At 36.9% G+C, this 20,170-nt stretch carries 17 protein-coding genes; 2 read left to right on the forward strand and 15 right to left on the reverse strand.

Annotation, left to right across the window (positions count from 1 at the left end; genetic code table 11):
- Positions 1 to 74: 74 nt before the first annotated feature.
- The 4 genes from KSU66_RS08285 to KSU66_RS08300 form a co-directional block, all read right to left on the reverse strand.
- Complete coding sequence (locus tag KSU66_RS08285; protein ID WP_443028959.1) at positions 75 to 1,358, reverse strand: ABC transporter substrate-binding protein; 1,284 nt, start codon at positions 1,356 to 1,358, stop codon at positions 75 to 77.
- A 95-nt stretch (positions 1,359 to 1,453) separates the two neighbouring features.
- Positions 1,454 to 2,878, reverse strand: coding sequence for a response regulator (locus KSU66_RS08290; RefSeq protein ID WP_269050975.1), 1,425 nt, complete (start codon positions 2,876 to 2,878; stop codon positions 1,454 to 1,456).
- Entirely contained in the window at positions 2,878 to 4,308 is a 1,431-nt protein-coding gene (locus KSU66_RS08295; RefSeq protein ID WP_269050976.1) for a sensor histidine kinase, read from the reverse strand. Before KSU66_RS08295 ends, KSU66_RS08290 begins: the two co-directional genes overlap by 1 nt.
- Positions 4,305 to 5,327, reverse strand: a complete 1,023-nt coding sequence (locus KSU66_RS08300; protein ID WP_269050977.1) for a substrate-binding domain-containing protein — start codon at positions 5,325 to 5,327, stop codon at positions 4,305 to 4,307. The genes KSU66_RS08295 and KSU66_RS08300 overlap by 4 nt, the downstream gene beginning before the upstream one ends.
- Before the next feature lie 398 nt (positions 5,328 to 5,725).
- On the opposite strand from KSU66_RS08300, the gene KSU66_RS08305 reads away from it, so the two are divergent.
- Positions 5,726 to 6,664 carry a Gfo/Idh/MocA family protein gene (locus KSU66_RS08305; protein ID WP_269050978.1) on the forward strand — a complete coding sequence of 313 codons (939 nt, stop codon included), beginning with the start codon at positions 5,726 to 5,728 and terminating at the stop codon, positions 6,662 to 6,664.
- Positions 6,665 to 7,033: 369 nt separating this feature from the next.
- Here KSU66_RS08305 and KSU66_RS08310 read toward each other — a convergent pair whose 3' ends face one another.
- The 7 genes from KSU66_RS08310 to KSU66_RS08340 all read right to left on the reverse strand — a co-directional run bounded on the left by KSU66_RS08310 (position 7,034) and on the right by KSU66_RS08340 (position 14,387).
- The gene (locus tag KSU66_RS08310; RefSeq protein ID WP_269050979.1) at positions 7,034 to 8,017 is read right to left on the reverse strand and encodes a Gfo/Idh/MocA family protein; all 984 of its coding nucleotides are present in this window, start codon (positions 8,015 to 8,017) and stop codon (positions 7,034 to 7,036) included.
- Positions 8,014 to 9,012, reverse strand: a complete 999-nt coding sequence (locus KSU66_RS08315; RefSeq protein ID WP_269050980.1) for a Gfo/Idh/MocA family protein — start codon at positions 9,010 to 9,012, stop codon at positions 8,014 to 8,016. The genes KSU66_RS08310 and KSU66_RS08315 overlap by 4 nt, the downstream gene beginning before the upstream one ends.
- A 154-nt stretch (positions 9,013 to 9,166) precedes the next feature.
- Positions 9,167 to 10,441 (reverse strand): alpha-L-fucosidase, encoded by a 1,275-nt coding sequence (locus KSU66_RS08320; protein WP_269050981.1) that lies wholly within the window; start codon positions 10,439 to 10,441, stop codon positions 9,167 to 9,169.
- Between the two features lie 45 nt (positions 10,442 to 10,486).
- Positions 10,487 to 10,702 (reverse strand): hypothetical protein, encoded by a 216-nt coding sequence (locus tag KSU66_RS08325; RefSeq protein WP_329958797.1) that lies wholly within the window; start codon positions 10,700 to 10,702, stop codon positions 10,487 to 10,489.
- A 379-nt stretch (positions 10,703 to 11,081) separates the two neighbouring features.
- Positions 11,082 to 11,948 carry a sugar phosphate isomerase/epimerase family protein gene (locus tag KSU66_RS08330; RefSeq protein ID WP_269050982.1) on the reverse strand — a complete coding sequence of 289 codons (867 nt, stop codon included), beginning with the start codon at positions 11,946 to 11,948 and terminating at the stop codon, positions 11,082 to 11,084.
- A gap of 182 nt (positions 11,949 to 12,130) precedes the next feature.
- The gene (locus KSU66_RS08335) at positions 12,131 to 13,099 is read right to left on the reverse strand and encodes a sugar phosphate isomerase/epimerase family protein (RefSeq protein ID WP_269050983.1); all 969 of its coding nucleotides are present in this window, start codon (positions 13,097 to 13,099) and stop codon (positions 12,131 to 12,133) included.
- 202 nt (positions 13,100 to 13,301) lie between these two features.
- On the reverse strand, positions 13,302 to 14,387 hold the full coding sequence (locus tag KSU66_RS08340) for a Gfo/Idh/MocA family protein (protein ID WP_269050984.1): 1,086 nt from the start codon (positions 14,385 to 14,387) through the stop codon (positions 13,302 to 13,304).
- Between the two features lie 370 nt (positions 14,388 to 14,757).
- Here KSU66_RS08340 and KSU66_RS08345 point away from each other — a divergent pair, with 370 nt between their 5' ends.
- On the forward strand, positions 14,758 to 15,741 hold the full coding sequence (locus KSU66_RS08345; RefSeq protein ID WP_269050985.1) for a LacI family DNA-binding transcriptional regulator: 984 nt from the start codon (positions 14,758 to 14,760) through the stop codon (positions 15,739 to 15,741).
- An 89-nt stretch (positions 15,742 to 15,830) separates the two neighbouring features.
- Here the strand turns inward: KSU66_RS08345 and KSU66_RS08350 are convergent, their stop codons facing one another.
- The 4 genes from KSU66_RS08350 to KSU66_RS08365 all read right to left on the reverse strand — a co-directional run bounded on the left by KSU66_RS08350 (position 15,831) and on the right by KSU66_RS08365 (position 20,090).
- On the reverse strand, positions 15,831 to 16,589 hold the full coding sequence (locus KSU66_RS08350) for a sugar phosphate isomerase/epimerase family protein (RefSeq protein WP_269050986.1): 759 nt from the start codon (positions 16,587 to 16,589) through the stop codon (positions 15,831 to 15,833).
- A gap of 33 nt (positions 16,590 to 16,622) precedes the next feature.
- Positions 16,623 to 17,675, reverse strand: a complete 1,053-nt coding sequence (locus KSU66_RS08355) for a Gfo/Idh/MocA family protein (RefSeq protein WP_269050987.1) — start codon at positions 17,673 to 17,675, stop codon at positions 16,623 to 16,625.
- Positions 17,676 to 17,884: 209 nt separating this feature from the next.
- Positions 17,885 to 18,868 (reverse strand): Gfo/Idh/MocA family protein, encoded by a 984-nt coding sequence (locus KSU66_RS08360; protein ID WP_269050988.1) that lies wholly within the window; start codon positions 18,866 to 18,868, stop codon positions 17,885 to 17,887.
- Between the two features lie 139 nt (positions 18,869 to 19,007).
- Positions 19,008 to 20,090 (reverse strand): Gfo/Idh/MocA family protein, encoded by a 1,083-nt coding sequence (locus tag KSU66_RS08365; RefSeq protein WP_269050989.1) that lies wholly within the window; start codon positions 20,088 to 20,090, stop codon positions 19,008 to 19,010.
- Positions 20,091 to 20,170: the final 80 nt, after the last annotated feature.

Below are 20,170 nucleotides of genomic sequence, written 5' to 3' on the forward strand. Positions count from 1 at the left end.
CCTCCTCAGTTTGAGGTTTCTTCCTATTATATAAAAGAGATGGGGCCGCTATTAGAGGCTGCCCCATACTTTTTTTACATATCAGGTGCTGCATTTTGCAAAGAATCGATAAAGTTATCGACGTCTCTTTGTGTTACAAATATATTGACAGCTTGATTTGCTTTCGTCACAAAACCTTCCGATGCGGCTGATCCGTGAGCTAGACTTGGAAATAGTTTTGCGGTCTTGAAATCTTCAATTGTATCTTTTCCGTAATCATCATACTTCGAAGGATCTGCATCAATACGTGCCGGGATCGATCCCTTCAACGGGTTAAATGCATCTTGACCTTCAACAGAACCAAGAACCGTTAAGAATTGCTTCGTAGAATCGACATTTGAAATACCTTTTGGTAATCCAAATGTATCCGTGATAACAGCAAAGTCACCTTCAGTACCTGGGAATGCAAAGTAACCATAATCTTCATTGGTAACCAGCTTCAGATCATTCACGAAATAACCTTTTGCCCAGTCTCCCATGTTAAGCATTGCGGCTTCGCCTTCTGCTACTAGCTGTGCAGAGTCCTGCCAGTTACGGGAAGCATGATCTTCATTCACATAATCAAGAATTTTTCCAAACTTTTCAGCAGCACTAACTACTTTACTATCCGTGAAATCGATTTCACCAGAAAATAGTTTAATATAATCTTCTGTACCCATTTCGGCAGCTAGCACGTTTTCAAAGATTTGAGTTGCTTCCCAACTCTCTTTATCGCCCAATGCTAATGGCGTAACGCCAGCATCTTTCAATTTTTCAGCAACAGTGAAAAACTCATCTATTGTTGTAGGTACTTCAATTCCGTGTTCCTTGAAAACTTCCTTGTTGTAGAACATGACGTTTCCACGGTGAATATTTACAGGAACCGAATAGATGTTGCCCTCATTACTAACTAGGTCAATCAACGCTTCGGGGAATTTGTCCATCCATTCATTTTCTTCATACAAATCATTCAGGGGAGCCATTTTATCTGCGGCAACCCAACTTTTGTTCAATTCTTCTCCACCATGTACTTGGAATGTTGAGGGTGGATCATTACCTTGCATTCTTGTCGCTAGAACTGCTTTCGCGTTAGTTCCAGCTCCACCAGCTACAGCTGCATTTTTAACTTCAATATCCGGGTGCACTTCGTTAAATAAATCGATTAAAGCTAAAAGACCATCCTCTTCACCGGCACCGGTCCACCAGCTAAAGATTTCAACTGCACCATCTGCATTTTCTTCCTTCTTGTCAGATTCCTTTCCAGTATCGGTATCTGAACTACAGGCCGAAATAACAAGTACGAGTGCTAATAATAAAAATCCAACTATTTTTTTCAATATTCTTCCCTCCCTAATTTGTTAGCGCTTTCACTATTATATTAAAACAATTCAATCATTTGATGTAATTGAATATCCGCATTATTTTACGTATACCTTCACTTTTCAACGATACTGTCATGAAAGTGCTTCGGCGATGAATGATAATACCTTTTAAATACACGACTAAAGTAGTTTGGATCTTTATACCCCACAATTGAACTAATCTCTTTTAAGGAATATGTATTTTCAACAATTAATTCTCTAGCCTTTTCCATTCGAATTTCCGTTAAAAATTCAATATACGTTTCACCAAACTCTTCTTTGAATATGTTAGAAAAGTAATTTGGACTTAAATTAACCAACTCTGCAATATCTTTAAGCGAAATCGACTCCATATAATGCGACATTATATATTCTTTCGCAATTGTCATCGATTGTTTAGACTGATAATATTCATTTACTTTATTACAACAGTCATTCAAGTATATAACCCAATCCTCATTTGACCATAAAGTGAATACAGCACCTTTTACAATGGCTATTCTTTTCTTTGTAAGCATAGTTTGAATTGACATATATAAGCTTTCTTTATCGGATGCTGTCAATTGCAAGGCATGATCTTTAAATATAGCAATCGCGTCATTACGCTTTCCCTTTTCAATCTCTTGAACAATGCTTGAAACAATATTCTCATGTTTATCATCTGGTTTTTGCATGAACCCATGATTGCTTTTCCTTGCTGTCTTAAGTTGAAAGCTTGCAGTATAAGCTTCTCGGTAAGATGTCGATAGTTTTTCAAGGGAGTCCACAATATGCCCAATTCCAATAAAAACATCTTCTCCTAGTTCTATCTGAATCTTTCGGGCTACTAATAACTGATCTGCTTTATTCACGCAATCATTAACAAGCATGAGCACAGTAAAAACACTATTTTCTCTAAAGACTATATGAAAATCCGGCACATACTTTTTAAAAATATCGGTGGCCCTCTTTTCTTCCAGTATGTTATCGGATGTCACCACAAAAAAGTAACCAGCTTTCATAAGCGGATATATTTGGCCTTGCAATACATGAGCATCATCTTCTAGGGGCTGTTTCATCAGTTTCCGAATAAAACTCTCATTCAAAAGCTTTTCAGACTGCTGTTTCTCTTCTTCCAATCTCTCTTCATTCAAGATTTCTTTTCTAAGACGAAAGAGTGCAGTAGTGATTTCCTCCCTTTTCCCTGGTTTTAATATGTAATCTTTAATTCCAAATTGCATTGCTTGCTTGGCATAGTCAAACGTATCATAGGCCGAAACTAATATGAATTTAGTTCTCGGCAACATTTCGTGAATCTTTTCTACCGCCACTAAACCATTAACACCTGGCATCTTAATGTCCATAAAAATAATATCTGGCTCTAGCTCTTTCGCCAACTCAATGGCTTTTCGACCATTTACAGCCTCGCCAACGACGATCATATCTTCAAAATTATCTTGTAAAAATTTCTTCATCGCTTTTCTTTCTAGTAATTCATCTTCAGCAATTAAGATCCTCATTAAATAGCCCCCTTACCACTTTTAGGTAATAATAACCGAATCGTAGTCCATTGCCCTTTTTCCGATTCAATCTCAACGACATTCTTCATCTGATAATAAAGTTGTAAACGACGAATTACATTGGTCAAACCTATACCCGTTGAATGTCCTACATGGTCATCTTTTACAGTTGATAAGGATAACAATTGTTCGATTTTCTCCTTATCAATACCCTCTCCATCATCGCTTACTTCAATAACTACGAATTCATCCGTCTGTTCAATCTTAATCGAAATAATTCCCCCTTCTTCACGCTCTTCAATGCCATGTATAAATGCATTTTCAACCAATGGCTGAAGCGTTAAGCGTGGGATTTCGATATCCAGTGATGACTCATCAATTTTCGTAATGAATTGGACTCTCTCTGAAAAACGTGTTTGTTGTATTCTGAAATAATCTTGAACGATATTTACTTCATCTTTTAACGTGACTTGATCATTGATATTACCTAAACTGTGACGCAATAAAGCAGCCACTGATTCGATTAATCTTGAAGTTGAATTCGCATCTTCTAAATAAGCCATCTTTGAAACTGTATTTAAAGTGTTAAACAAAAAATGTGGATTAATTTGATTTTGCAAATGCTTTAATTCCATTTCCTTTAACAATTGATCAAGCTCCGATTGATCCTTAATTTCTTTCACCAAATTATGTATATTAGAGCGCATATTATTAAACGCTTCACCTAGTAAACGCAGCTCATCATTGGATTGAATTTCCACAGCTTCGCCCAATAAATCTCCCTTCGAAACTTCCTTTGCTGCAAGAGATAATTTGTGAAGTGGTCTTGTAATTCCCCTTGAAAACCATATAGCAAAAAATATTGCTATCGCAATCGTCGTTATAAACAAAAAGATGATGAAAGTAATGAAGTGTCCATTTCTTTCTTGCAACTCTTTGTAATAAGTTTGATAGGCTGTTAATTCAACATCTATTAACTCAAGCGCAGACTCTTGAATATAGCCAGAAGCTAACCTGACTTCTTCAAGATGCTTTGTATATTGTTCAATATCTTCTTTCAACACAAACCCTACGGTAAGTTCACTTTCATGTATAAATGTTTCAACCAGATTAATATAGTTATTAATTTTAATATTTTCATTAAACGAGTAAATCGCTCTTAAATTCTCTTGTTCAGCTTTTAGTTCAGCTTTCTTATTGAAATAGCTATTTTCATTTACCTCATCCGGCTCTAATACATATACTCTTGTAAACGCATAGAGTTCATCTGACTTTTGGGAAATGGAGTTTAACAATAAAAAACGTTGAAAACTTTGATTGTACTTGTTGGTTAATTCATTAGAACTGACGAAAATTGAAATTGCAGTCACTTGAAAAAGAATGATAAAAACGAAAAAGTACATTAATAACTTTCCGCGTATTGTTTTCATTTTAGCTCACCAGTTCGAAACCTATTAACATCATTTTGATCAACAATTTTGGTCTGCGTAAAGACTTCCTTGTTCAAAACATCATGTTGTTGAAAGTCAATCATCAATTTAATCGCTTCATAACCCATTTCTGCTGGATACTGCGCTATCGTTGTGTTAATTTTTCCTTCTTGAATTAACTTCAACGTCTCGGGCAAAACATCAAATGCAGTTATATAAATATCTTTATTCGGCGCAATTTCTCTTAATCCCTCAACCATTCCAATGCCATCTAGCGCGCTAGTTCCGACAAGTGTATTTATAGAAGGAAACTCTTTCAATAAGGAATAAGTTGCCTGGGCAGCCCCAATTTGAGTAATATTCGATTGCTTTCTTCCGACAATCTGGATGCGTTCAGTTGCTTCAATTGCATCCTTGAAGCCTGCCAGTCTTTCTTGTTGGTTTATTGAATCAAAACGACCCATCACAATGCCTACATATTGTTCACCTATCGTGTTTTCAATAATAGTTTTTCCTGCTAGTTGACCAGCATAATAATTATCTGTTCCGACGTAAGCATTTCTCAAGCTGCTCTTAACATCCGTATCTACCGTGATAATTGGGATTCTCCGCTCAATAGCTTTAAATGCTAAATCAACAAACTTCTGCCCTTCTGCTCCTTGTATAATAATGCCATCTACTTGGGCAGATATCATTCGATCAAACAGCTTGAGCAACTGGACATTATCCGCTTTGGGCGGCCCTAAATATTCTAAGTATACCTCATGTTCTGCCGCAGCCTTTAACGCTCCTTGTTCGACTAGACGCCAATATTCATTGTCAATTTCTTCTGCAATCAAAACAAAATGATAGGCATATTCAATTGCTGAATCCGATTCTTTTTCAATATAAAAAGTTTTATAACCAAAATAAATCATTCCGATAAAACTCACTAGAAAAATAGCGAAACCAATACTATAAATAATTCTTTTTGTGGATTTTTTCAACTGGTCACCAACTTTTTTTATTATGATATACATTAGTTTATTTAACAATTCAAAGTTCTTTTTGGGTTTAAAGTAGCTATCTAACTTGCCCCTTCTAATCTCCTATTATATCAATTTCACATAATTGTAACATAACTGTCTGAAGTGCAGGCCACTCATCAATACAACTATCATTTTTCCTTTAACTTAAAGTTTGAAGGCACTCTTGTAATCCCAAATCCGATTTATTTTTATTAGATAATATCTATGGTAAATATATTCTTAGCCTCCTATACAATTATTCTATCTCGATAGAGACAGTGTAAAAATATATATTTCACTAGTAAATAGACTATAAACAATTCTTTTATATATTATTCCTTCATTATTATGTGTACAATAGGTTTGTAGTTGGGATATTACCATCGTTTTTAGTAAAAGGGGATAATATTATGAGGTTTGGAATAGTTGGAACAAACTGGATCACTGACCGATTTATCAAAGCAGCAAAACTACATTCTGGCTTTTCTATCGGAGCAATCTATTCAAGAACAAAAGAAAACGGTCGAAACTTCGCAGTGAAATATGACGTTAAAAATGTATACACTAATATGGAAGAGATGTTCCGCAGTGGTGATATTGATGCGGTTTACATTGCTTCCCCAAATTCCTTTCATGCTGAGCAAAGTATTTTAGCAATGGAAAATGGAATTCATGTGCTTTGTGAAAAACCTGCAGTGAATTCTGTAAATGAAATGGAACAAGTCATTTCAGCATCTGAAAAGCATCAGATTACCTTTATGGAAGCTATGAAATCCACTGTTACACCTACGTTTCTGAACCTGAAAGAGAACTTATATAAGATTGGACCTATCCGACGATTCGTCTTTCATTACAATCAATACTCTTCTCGTTATGATAAATATAAAGAGGGTATTATTGAAAATGCATTTAAACCCGAGCTCGGAAATGGCGCAAAAACAGACTTAGGCGTTTACTGTATCGCACCTATTATCCATTTAGTTGGCGAACCGAAATCAGTTCTAAAAAGTCATTACCTTTTATCCACAGGCGCAGATGGCCAAGGCAGTATGATATTGAATTACGATGAATTTGAAGCTGTTATTATGTACTCAAAGATTTCTGATTCCCATTTACCAAGTGAAATACAAGGTGAAAATGGCGTCATGGAAATCGATAGAATTAGTGACCCTAAGAAGGTAATTATTAAATATAAAGATGGTCAAACAGAAGATGTTTCTATATATCATGAGTTTGATACTATGTATTATGAGCTGGATGAGTTTATTAAATGCGTAAGTAACAAGCAGATAGAGTCTACGATTAATACGCATGAGATCTCTCGTCAAGTAACAAAATTATTGTCTTAAATATGTATTCAACACTTATTTGGGGACCGAAATAAAGTTTGTGATTTCACAATTTAATTTAATTCAAATCGAAAACAGAATCCATTATATATGGATTCTGTTTTTTTATTTCGTATTAATAACTAATAACTAATAACTAATAACTAATAACTAAATTTACTCTACAAGTATAAATAGATTGGGGTTGATGCTTTTTTATTCGGGATTATCAGGTCAATACTTTATATTTCTATATTCATTATAAAATAAAAAACAGTAAGCTTAACCTATATATATTCGAGTTAATGCCAGGCTTACCACATAGTCATCCAAATAACTCCGAAGCTGATGGGAATTTAGATTGCTTTGCAGTCGTGAGTTTTTCGCTAGTTACACACGCTCAAGCGTTATTGTTTTTTTAAGCTCATTTGATTCATAAGCAGCTTTCACAACTTCTAGTGTGCGCAAACCATCCATACCAGTTATTGATGGATTACCATTAGATTTAACACAGTCGATAAAATCCTCTATTAAACCAACATTCATATCTTCCGACCATGGCAATTCCTGAACGTTTTCTTCAACATCATTATAATATAGCGAGTGTTGTTTGAAGGCATCTACACTTAAATTTCCTTTTGAACCAACGAAATGCATGACAACATTCCCCCAAGTTGGATATGTTTTTGGTCTTGACCAGCTTGGATCTATAGATACTATCATTCCAGACTCAAGTTCAAGAGACACCATACCACAGTCCTCTACATTAATATCATAAAACCTTGTGTCTAATTCAGCATATACATTTTTCACTTCATCTTTGAAAATCCAACGAATCACATCCATAATATGAACAATATGATCGGTCGCTGATCCACCGCCTGAGAGCTCCTTGTCGATAAACCAGCCGCCTGGCATTAAACCATGATTTGTTGCATTTATCGCAAGTACTTCTCCAATTGCTCCTTCTTGAATCATTTCTTTTACATTTTCAATTACGGGTGAAAATCGAACTGGATAAGCAATTTGTAAAATCACACCTGCCTCTTCACAAGCTTGTATCATCTCTTCTGCATCTCTGACTTCTGTTGCAATCGGTTTCTCACATAAGATATGTTTTTTAGCCCTAGCTGCTTCTATAACATGTTCTTTATGATTAATATTTTCAGAGCAAATGACAACAGCCTCTACATCTGTTTGTAAAAATTCTTTCAAATCGGCAATATATTTACAATTATATTTGCTTGCCATTTCTTTTCCTCTTACCTCATCTTCATCCCAAATATATGATAACTCTATATCAGTTCCATTATGAAGGATTTCTGCATAACTTAATGCGTGCATATGAGCAAAACTAATTATCCCAATCTTCATTTCCCACGTCCCCCTTTAATTAAAACGACAGGTTGTCCCTCTAAAGCTGATTTTCTCGCTGCTTCAGCAATACGTATTGCTGCTAACGCATCAGTAGCCAAAACAACAGGTTCTGTTTTCCCATTAAGACAATCTAAAAAGTGTTCCAATTGGCGTACAAATGGATCCCTTCTCAGCATACTTTTCGGAAATTCTACTGATGATTCCTCATTATGAACTTTAAGAATTACAGGGTTTGTCTCGTCATGATTATAAGTAATCATGCCCTTGTTTCCGGTCAATTCAAATGATGAACGGAACTCTGTTTCAGCCCAAGACAATTCAACATGGACAACTGTTCCATCGACCATTCTAATTATTACAAGACCATACTCCATTGACCTTCCACTCGCTTCAGTATGTTTTACATGCTTTGCCATCACTCGATGTGCCTCTCCAAATGTTGACTGGATCCATTCAAATTCATGAACACCCAAATCAAGGAAAAGACCACCACTTCTCATTTCATCCGTATACCATTCCCTATCCGCTGATGGATGAGGAACACCCCTCGACATACGAATCACGCCGGGACGACCAATCGCACCATTAGCAACTTGCTCTTTTGCATTTGCATATTCTGGGAAGAACCTCAGTGTATGGCTGACGAGCAATTGAACATGATTCTGCTCACAAATAGCAATCATTTTCTCCGCTTCTTCGCTCGTTACGCCAAGCGGTTTCGCACAAATTATATGTTTGCGCGCTTCGGCAATTTGAGTTACAAATCCCAAATGCGTGTCCGTTGGTGTACATATATCAAAAGCCTCAACCTCTTGCTCTAATAGTAGGTCTTCAACACTTGTAAAAGTCCTTACCCCATATTGTTCTCCAACCAATTGTAATTTTTCCTGATTACGGCCTATAACACCTACAATTTCAACACCTTTAAGCTGTGCCCAAATTTTCAAATGTCTTTGTCCTAAAATCCCTATCCCTACAACTGCAATTTTCACCTAATCCATTCCCCTCGTATTTCTAATTTATATAAGAAAATCTTGCAATATTTTTTAAACTTATCGATCCAAATCCTAATACAGCGTTGAATAATTTAGAGTATCCTAAAGGTTTCATCTCTTCCTCCCAGGGTTATGGGTTTTCCACTATGAATTAAACATTTTTAGTACAGTCATTTCCCACATGATGAAATGATAGCGCTTTAATATTCGGCTTTCCATCACTCTTCAAAACTTCTAAGGTAATAGCATTAACTCTTACCGGTGGGATTCTTATAATTGCTTTATGTCCTATGTTTATTCCTTTATAAATTGTAATTACCCGCCCTGTTTTGGCTGTATTTATTCTAATTCTAAATTTTTGAATACACTCGCCGTCTGATAAATCTTCTTGTATGATAATATGATCTACCAACTGCGGATATTTCGCCTGAAAGGTCCACTTTTCTTCCTGTAATTCACATTCTTTAATCGTAGTTAATGGATTATTAAAACGTCTTTTTATTTCTCGACCAAAGTCTATTAATCGTTTCTCATCTTTTTCTGGCAGTAACCCTTCCCGATTCGGACCGATATTAAGTAATAAATTAGCTCCCCTACCTACAGAATAATAGTAAATGCCCATTAGCTCTTCCAAACTCTTTACCGTATGTTCATCATTCTCACTATAAAACCAGTTTCCCCTCATTTGCACATCACATTCTGCTGGCAACCACAGACGCTCAGTTAATTTTTCGCTTTCAGCAGCGTAAACAGAAAACTCAACACTAGCTACTGTATTCCAGCATGGGATTGGTGCGATACCATCTTCATTACCAACCCATCTGAAATCTGGGTCAGCCATATTAAAAATCAGTATTTTGGGTTGTAATAAACGAATTGCTCCAATGATTCGCTTCCAATCATATTCATGATCTTCAGACCCAGCTCCATCAAACCATAGAATGTCAATATCACCATAATTCGTTAGCAACTCTGTTATTTGATTGATAAAATAATTATCATACGCTTTTGCATCTTTATTATTATAAAAATCCGATGCACCATCAAAAGGTGAATAATATAATCCCGGTTTAATACTATTTTTATGGCATGCACTTACAAATTCTTGAACAATATCACCCTTGCCATCTTTCCATGGGGACTGTGCCACTGAAAAGTCTGTGTACTTTGAAGGCCAATTTGAAAAACCGTCATGATGCTTCGCAGTTAAAACTGCATATTTCATCCCAGCTTCCTTGGCAGTTCTTACCCATTGTTCACAATCCAATTTTTTCGGATTAAATTTGGTTGGTGACATCGGCTTTTTATCAAAATCAACATATCCTTCGTAAAAAGTCCGTAATCCAAAGTGAACAAATAATCCAAACTCCCACTCTTGAAATTCAAGTTGCCTATCTGTAGGCTTAACTCTTTGTTTGGTTTCCACGTATTCCCTCCACAGTGAACTTTAAGTAATCCTTTTATTAAGGTTTTAAATACTCGTTGCATTCCCATTGTCGACACCTATCAGTTCACCTGCTGCCGGTAGACTTAACATAACTAAGTTGCCAGCAGTTGGAACAATATACCCCTCACCGTCCATAACATCATTCGTAATAAAAGATACTTCTTTCCCATCAACTTTAAGTACATCCCAATCAACAGTTAATCGGATTCTTGCAGGTTTTCCAAGTCTTTTCTCGATAATATGTTTGAAATAATCATGTAGGCCTCGTCATAATTGATAGTTTTTTATTTCATTCATAGTGGAAGGAGTGATAAATATTTTCCGATACCAACCAATCCCACTATCTAAATAGCCAACGTATTCGGATTGAAGTCCAACTCGATACTCAAGTCATGTGGAAAATTAATTGTCGCTAGGATCAATCTTTTAGATTGGGATTTTGTACATTTTATTATCGATTTCCAACTCTCTTTGAAAACGCCAAATATCATTAAAACTTAATCTTTGCTCTTCATGTATCCCTCCTCAATAGATATATTCAAAAGGCATCATTCGCTCATTTTTCGAGGGAACGATGCCTGTTTACATAAAACATGTTGAACTTATGATTTAATTCCCTTCAAACCTCATCCCATAATCGACGAACATTTGCCATACCTATTTTCGATGCCTGTTTACATTCTTCCATTCCTTCAAATTCAACAGAGATATACCCATCGAATCCAGCCGCTTTGACAACCTTAATCACTTCTCTTATGTCAATATCCCCATGCCCAACAATCGTACCTCTTAAATAATTTCCAGAGGCAGTTTGCATCCATCCCTCGCCAGGGTTAAGATGTGCAGGGCGATGGAAAAAGTCTTTAAAATGCACTACGGAAGCATATGCAATATTATTCTTTGTGGCAACTACTGGATCTTCATCTACACATAAAAAGTTCCCTATGTCTAATGTCGATTTAAAGTTAGGGCGGTCTACGTGATTAACTAAAGTTTGCACCCTGTCACTTGCTTGAATATAATAACCATGGTTTTCAACACTCGTTATAATTCCATACTGATTGGCATAATCAGCGATTTCCCTACAAGCAACTGTCAATTTAGGTAAATCAGCTTGAAATTGTTGGATTGTCGTTTCTGGAATCGGTCGGGATGCCACGTCATGACGCATGAATTTTACGCCAAGACGATTCGCAATATCAACTTCTTTCTTAACTCGCTCGATTTCCGCCTGAAAATCCTCATCGCTGTCAGTAATAAAGTTAGCTCCAATTGCGTAATTGGAAATATCGATTCCTACTTCTGCAGCCTTTTCACGAACTTTATCTATTAACATTGGATCCTCTTCGAAGTTAAACCCAAGATTAGGAACGATTTCAACATGCTCCCCACCCTGATCTGCCACCCACTGGACTGCATCGATAATCGACATTTCTTTACTGTTTAATGCACCTAAAAGGCTGTAAGAACTTAAACCAAGCTTCATTTATTTGTCCCCCTTTACTAAACCGATTTCTTAAGTTTTTGATAATATATACGTTTTAAATTATGATTCCATGTTATCTAACGGATACATCCTTAAGGCATAGAGGGAGAGTGTAATATCACACACTCCCTCCCTAGCCTCTGGGAGTTATTAGTAGTCTTCTTTACTAAATATTACGATATTTACGCCCACCACATGTCAGTAGGTTGATCATTTATTAGCACTGACTTCAAATTAGTAACTGCACGTGAAAATCCTTCATCTATCGACATTAACGGATCTTCATGTTCTATACTGACAACATAATCATAGCCATATGTGCGTAAAGCGCTCATCATGTCCGACCATTCCTGGATACTATGACCACATCCGACAGATCGGAATGTCCATGCGCGTGATTGCACATTGCCGTAAGGTTGCATATCCGTCAAACCGTACATATTGACGTTTTCTGGGTCGATATATGTATCTTTGGCGTGGAAATGGTGAATGGCATTTTCTTTCCCTAATATTTTAATCGCCGCAACTGGATCGATTCCTTGCCACCATAAATGACTTGGGTCCAAGTTTGCGCCAATTGCAGGTGAAGTTAATTCTCTCAACTTGAGCATTGTATGCGGCGTATGAACTAAAAATCCCCCATGCAATTCCAATCCTATTTTAACATCATTTTCTTCAGCAAGTTGTCCAATTTCTTTCCAATAAGGCACCAGTTTTTCTTCCCATTGCCACGTTAAAATTTCACTATATTCCGTTGGCCATGGGGTTACAGGCCAATTCGGATATTTTGCTTCTTCGTGATCCCCAGGTGTTCCTGAGAATGTATTTACAACTGGCACGCCTAGTAATTTGGCTAATTTAATTGTTTTTCTTAATGCATCATCTGAGGATTTTGCAAATTCAGCCTCTGGTGAAATCGGATTGCCGTGACAGCTAAATGCACTTATTATTAATCCGCGTGAATGCACTTGTTCAAGATATGCTTTCCGTTTCTCTTCACTTGCAAGTAATTCATCCAAATTACAATGCGCACTACCCGGATACCCACCTGTTCCAATTTCTACTGCCTGCAATCCAGATGCTTGAACATGATCTAACATTTCTTCAAACGATTTTTCTGAAAATAATACTGTAAATACACCTAACTTCATAATTACTTTCCCTCCAGTTTTCAAATCAAATATAGTCCTTATTATACTTCATTTCACAGTCAATTGAAATCGTTTACATAACTTTTAATTGCAATATTTCTACTTACCTATGTTCCGTGCATTATCTGAAAGCATCCAGAATTAACCCTAGAAAAAAAACTGCTTTCACCCGGTGTTTCCCGGATGAAGCAGTTTGATAAAGTTAAAATTTTGGTAGTTGAATATCGACTTCTCTTCCCTCTTTAGATGACCTAAATATACCATCTATTATTGCCTGGTTAATTAAGATTTCTTTCCCTGGGATAGGAGCTGGCTTACCTTTTTTAATCGCGACAACGAAGTCCTGTACTTTTTCATCAAAAATGTTAAGCTCATGCTCTACTATAGGTATCATTGTTTCTGTATGCTCATTATCCACGTCATGGAACATGCTCATTGATCCAATTCCACCATCCCAAACACCGCTCCATGGTCCGTTACCAGCTGAAGTTAGCTTTAGACCTGCATCTTTTCCTAGGAAAATCGTTGGCCCTAAAGTGTCCATATGCATTGCCCAAGATATTTTAAAGTTTAGAATGATGCCACCCTCTAAGCGAATCATCGCAACACCAAAGTCTTCTACTTCAAACTTATCTGCTTCAGGATGATACTGTGGATTTGTACCAAAGTAATTCGATGTATATGCCGAGACAGTTAGTGGCTTTGGATGCCCTAATGCATTTAAAGCCAGATCTAACGAATACGTTCCAATATCGGCCATAGCGCCTACACCTGCCAACTCTTTATTTATAAACGTTCCACCCGGCATACCACGACGACGTCCACCACCTACTTCTACATAGTATACGTCACCAAGCTCTCCCGACTGAACAATGCTTGTTACTTTTTGCATATTCGGGTCATAGCGAGGTTGAAAACCAACAGAAAGCATTTTACCGGTTTCCTCCGCAACTTGCACCATTTCAATTCCTTGTTCAAGTGTAACTGCCAACGGTTTTTCCACTAGGACATGTTTGCCTGCACGTAAAGCGTCAATACTCGTTAAATGATGGAATACATTTGGCGTACAAATACTGACGCCATCTATATCTAACTCAAGCATTTTCTGATGAGTTTCAAATGCTTCGGCACCTTCAATGCCCAAATCATCAATAAACTTCTGTGCTTTTCCCGGTACAACATCTGCTACCCCTACAATTTTAACACCTTCCATTGCCAAATACGCGCTTGCATGGCTTCCAGCAATTCCACCACTACCAATAATTCCAATTTTAACAACTTTCATCATTAATTATTCCCCCAAATAAAATTGCATAGTTATAGGTTTATTTACTATTTTTAGTTTACTTGTACAGTATTTTAATGTCCAGTAGTAGCCCAACTTTCAGAATAATACTTTTGAAAACCACTTATAAAATACTTTTAGATAAATCTAACACTTTCCTTATTTATTCTCTATAATAGAGGTAGGGTATTCTTTTATATAAATACTGAATTAGATATTCATATTAGATTAGCTACGACAATTTGGGGTTTCCCAATTGTTTAAGGTTTCTTATATAGATTTCGGATAAAATCATAAGATTTACTTATATAATCAATTTCCTCAAAATGTAATCGTTTACTAAATTAATTAAAATAAGAAATGAGATGATTCTATGCCCACAATACAAGTGGTTGCCAAAAAAGCAGGTGTTTCAGTTGCTACCGTTTCCCGAGTCCTTAATAATCCGAGTGTTGTAAAAGAGGCGACAAGATTAAAAGTCGAACGGACTATTGAAGAACTAAAATACGAGCCTAGCGTACTTGGACGTAATTTAAGAACTGCTAAGAGTAGAATACTATTAGCACTTATTCCAAGTATCTCCAACCCCTTTTACACAGAAATTATTAACGGTATCGAAAATGCTGCCATTGAACAAGGTTATAATATTCTACTTTGTGAAACAGGTTCTGATCCAAAAAGGGAAAAAATTTATTTTAATTTACTAAGAAGCAGGCTTGCCGACGGTATCATTTCTATGGATCCCACTGTTGACAGAGCTAAATTACTCGAGCTTGCAGATAAATATCCTGTCGTTCAATGTAGCGAATATGATGAAGGTGGTAATATTTCTTATGTGTCCATTAATAATGAACTAGCAGCCTACCATGCAGTCCGATATTTAATTAAAATTGGACATACAAAAATTGCCCTTCTTAATTCGCATAATAAGTTTTTATATGCACGGGAACGTCGCCAAGGTTTTGAAAAGGCTTTGAACGAATCTAACCTAGCTGTAAATCCGGATTGGATTTATAATACGGATGATTTGGGATTTGAACATGGGCAACTGGCAATGCGCCAGCTTCTTACCTTACCAGAAAAACCAACAGCCGTATTTGCCGTCTCTGATATTCTTGCGATTGGTGCCCTAAAGGAAATTAATATAAATGGATTACATGTACCCAATGACATGGCAATTATCGGATTTGATAAAATCAGCTTTTCAAACATGACACATCCAACATTGACTACGATTTCTCAACCAGGATATAAAATGGGTTTCACATCCGCAAAAATGCTTATTAATAAAATTAAAGGGATACCTGTGGATAGTATTATTTTAGATCATGAATTAGTCATTCGTGACTCTACCTAGGAGTAACGGAAACACCAAGAAGTGGGAAGTCCGAAAGTATATATGAAAAAGACCTTAAAGCCACTTTGGCCTTAAGGTCTTTTTCATATTCAAACTGACTCGATAATTCTCTTTAACGCTTTTGCGTTTTGTGCTACGCTCTCTACTGGGTCACCTATAAAATCTTCTTGTTCAACAACGAACCAATCCACTTTATGTTCGTTACCTGCTTTTATCAATTGGCCAATATCAATCGTTCCTGCACCTAGTTCTGTAGATACAGGATTCCCTTCAACTAATTTAAGGTCCTTTATATGCAGTGATATACAGCGATCTGCATATTTCTTAATAATTTCTGCTGGCTCATAGCCCGCATGTACAGCCCAAAAACAATCTAATTCCATTTTCACATACTCTGGATCAGTGTTTTCATATAGGATGTCAAAACCAGACTTCCCATCAAATAAATCAAATTCAAATGCATGGTTATGATAGCCAAATGAAAACCCTTCTTTTGCTACTTTCTCACCGACTTTGTTGAATAATTCAGCTGTGCGTTTATAATCATCTGCTGTTGTACGCATATCTTCTGATAGCCAGGGACAAATAAGAAGTCGGTTATCAATAATGTCGTGATAGCTCAGCAAATCATCAAGTCCTCCTTGGAAATCTTCAATCGGAACATGTGCACCTGCCGCTTTAATACCGACCTCATCCATTTTAGCTTTAACTTCTTGTGCGGTATGACCAAAGAAACCTGCAAACTGGGCACCTTCATAGCCCATCCCAGAGATTTTATCCAGCACACCTAGGAAATCCCGTTCGGCTTCCTCTTTAATTGAATATAATTGTATTCCTAATTTCCCCATTATTTTTTCCTCCTTTAATTTATATGTTTATTATTATAAATAAACTTCTTTTCCTGTCTTTGCAGATTCATAAATTGCATTTAGCATTTTCATTACTTCCACCCCATCAGCAATCGGCGCGATTGTTTCGTCACCTGATAGACAGCATTCAACAAAGTGGTTGATTTCATTTGCAAATGTTTTCGCAAAATCAAAACCTAATGTATCAATTTGAGGTGCAACATTTAAGATTGTATTGTGTTTTTCTAAAACAAGTGCCAATGCCGGCTCAATTTCAGCACCACCTTTTTCACCAAATAACTTAACCGTTGTTTCATCCTCTTTTGCATGTAGTGTAAAGCTCACGTCAACATAGAGAGATGCACCATTTTCAAAACGAATCAGTGCATTCGTTAAATCTTCTACATCATTTAGCTTCGGATCATAATCTGCCGCTTGATAGGAGGATAAATTTTCAATATGACTGCGGTTACCCAATTTATGATATGTATTACCGCTTACGGACACTGGACGTGGTTTCCCCATTAAGTACCAAACAATATCTATTACATGCACACCGAGATCGATGAGTGGACCCCCACCCGATTTTTTTTGATCGCTAAACCATCCCCCGGGATTTCCCAGTCGCCTTAGGTAGGATGCTTTTGCATAATAGATTTCGCCAAGTTCATCATTATCGATAAATTTCTTCAGGATTTTCACATTATCAGCATGTCTTCTTACAAAACCAACTTGAACAATTTTACCTGATTTTTTAGCTGCCTCTTCAACCATTAGTGCTTCCTCAACAGTCATACTCACTGGTTTTTCGACCAAGACATGCTTACCAGCCTCAAGTGCCGCAACAGCAATCTTCGCATGGCTATTATTCCACGTACAAATACTTACCGCATCAATATTCGGATTTTCCAGGAGCTCCTGATGGCTATTATATAGCTGGTCAACTCCAAATAACTTTCCTTTTTCTGCCAGGCGTTCTTCGTGAATATCGCAAAATGCGACTAATTCTACTTCTTTGTTGTTTAAATAAGGTTTGATGTGCATCTCAGAAATCGATCCTACCCCAATGACTCCAACTTTTAACATATGATCTACTCCTTTATATATAGATAAAAATGTAATAAGACCAGCAAGATCCTTATAAACATAGTTTATAATCAAATGTGCTGGCCATAGCTGCTAATACATCATATAGTATAACTTTCCTTTCATTATATAGGTGAATATCTATATAATGAAAGCTCGCTCTTTTTAGCTCCACAAAACTTTAGTTGAATTCTTTGTTTTAACCAGTCCTATAGCTCAATTCTGCGGCCTTCTTCATGGGATTTCAATGCAGCTTCATTAATTGCTGTTAGATTGATAACATCCTCTTTGGTAATTGTTGGCGTTGCCCCTGTTTTAATTGACTCTACCCACTGCACCATTGGTATTGGTAGTCCAGGTAAAACTTCAGTTAGATCTTGTGATTCAACGTTTGCACTGTTAATACGGATTTTATCATCACTGATTAGTAATGTTCCCTCAGTTCCGTAAACTTCTAACTGGAATGGGCTTCCGTTAGACACAAAACTGGTTTCAATAATTCCAAGTGCACCTGATTCATAATCTACTAGAAGAGCAGAGTTATCATCTACAGAGGTATTACCTTCTTTGTGAAGACGTGCATATACGCCCGCTGCTTTTCCTGCTAGGCGGTTTGTCAGATAGATTGGGTGTGCCCCAAGATCCATCATTGCGCCTCCACCCGCTTGTTCTTTATCATAGAAGCGTTTTGGCAACCATCCATTGGCTTGTCCTTCAGGAGCAACACCACCGTTATGTGCAAAGCGACAACGGACCATTGTTAATTTTCCAATCCAACCTTCGTTGATTGATTTTTCAGCGTATAGGAAGTTGTTATCTGTCAGTCTTGGTAAAGAAACCATAAGCTCAACCCCAGCTTCTTTAACAGCCGCGTAAATTTCTTCACTATCTTTTACTGTAAATGCCAAAACTTTTTCAGTGAAAATATGTTTTTTATGCTTTGCTGCCGCAATGATAACTTCTTTATGCATGTTTGTTGGCGTATTGACAACGACTGCATCAATGTTTGGGTTCGATAAAACTGCTTCTAAATCGTTTTCAAATGGGACATTCAGTTCTTTTGCCCATCCCTCTCCGCGCTCAACTTCCTCATCCCAAACCATTTCGATTGATAAGTCGGTGTTCTCTTTAATATCCCGCGCATAATCATCCGCATGTACATGCCATCTACTTAATACTGCTACTTTAATCATTTATACCACTCACTTTTCATTAATTTTTTGTGGCTATCTAGGTTGAAATAAATAATCTTACCAACAATACTAGGTGCTAAAGTGAACTCCCTCTTTAGCACCTTTGTTAATTATTAAAAATAAACCTTAGTATAATCAATCAGTCAAAATAAACGGCTTTTCCAGTTTTAGCAGATTCATAAATTGCTTCTAAAATTTGCGTTACAACATAAGCTTGTTCAGGTTTTACAGTTGGCTCCGTATCGTTTATGATGCTGTCAATCCATAGTCGCGCTTCAAGATCTGCATTACTCTCAGATGCGCCCTCGTAATAAGCAACCCCTCCTGCACCCAGCTCCACTTTCGTGGTGTAGAGATTACCCATATCTTCCCCGTTAATGCGCAGACCATCCTTCATATCCGCTCCGCCTTCCGTACCACTTAGGGTACATTTTGCTTCATCAACATCTAGTGTATTTAGTGCCCAGCTTGCCTCTAAGCTAATTGTTGCACCATTTTCCATTGTTATGAATCCAAATGCAGAGTCTTCAACTGTAAATTTCTCTGGATCCCATGGTCCCCATGCATTTGCTGCATTTTCATTTTTTCCTAATTTATGATAAACAGAACCCATAACCGATTTTGGTTTGTAGTTGTTCATCATCCATAATGTTAAATCCAACGCGTGTGTACCAATATCAATTAGTGGACCGCCACCTTGTTTCTCTTCATCTAAGAATACTCCCCATGTTGGCACCGCACGTCTTCGGATTGCATGCGCTTTAGCGAAGTATATCTCACCAAGATCACCACGGCTTGTGATTTTGTGTAAGTGTTGACTATCTGGTCTAAAACGGTTGTCATAGCCTATTGTTAGTTTTTTACCCGTACGTTCTGCAGCTTCAAGCATTTCTTTCGCTTCTGCTGATGTTTTTGCCATCGGCTTTTCACACAAAACGTGTTTACCAGCTTCCATTGCTGCAATTGAAATTTCAGCGTGAGAAATATTAGGTGTCAAAACATGGATAACATCAATTGAATCGTCACTTAATAGATTTCTATAATCTTCATAGACTTTTGCATCTACAGTCCCGTATTGTTTTGCCGCTTGTTCGGCCTTACTTACTTCAATATCACAAAACGCAACAAGTTCAACCTTTTTTAATTTACTTAAACTTGGAAGGTGTTTACCATTCGCGATTCCTCCACAGCCGATAATACCTAACTTTAAACTCTTAGTCATTTAAATTCCTCCTATTATTAGATCTAATATATTAAGTGTAAACGATTACAATTTGAAACTAATACTTTAAAAAAAATAAT

It is taken from the genome of Sporosarcina sp. G11-34 (genome assembly GCF_026931025.1).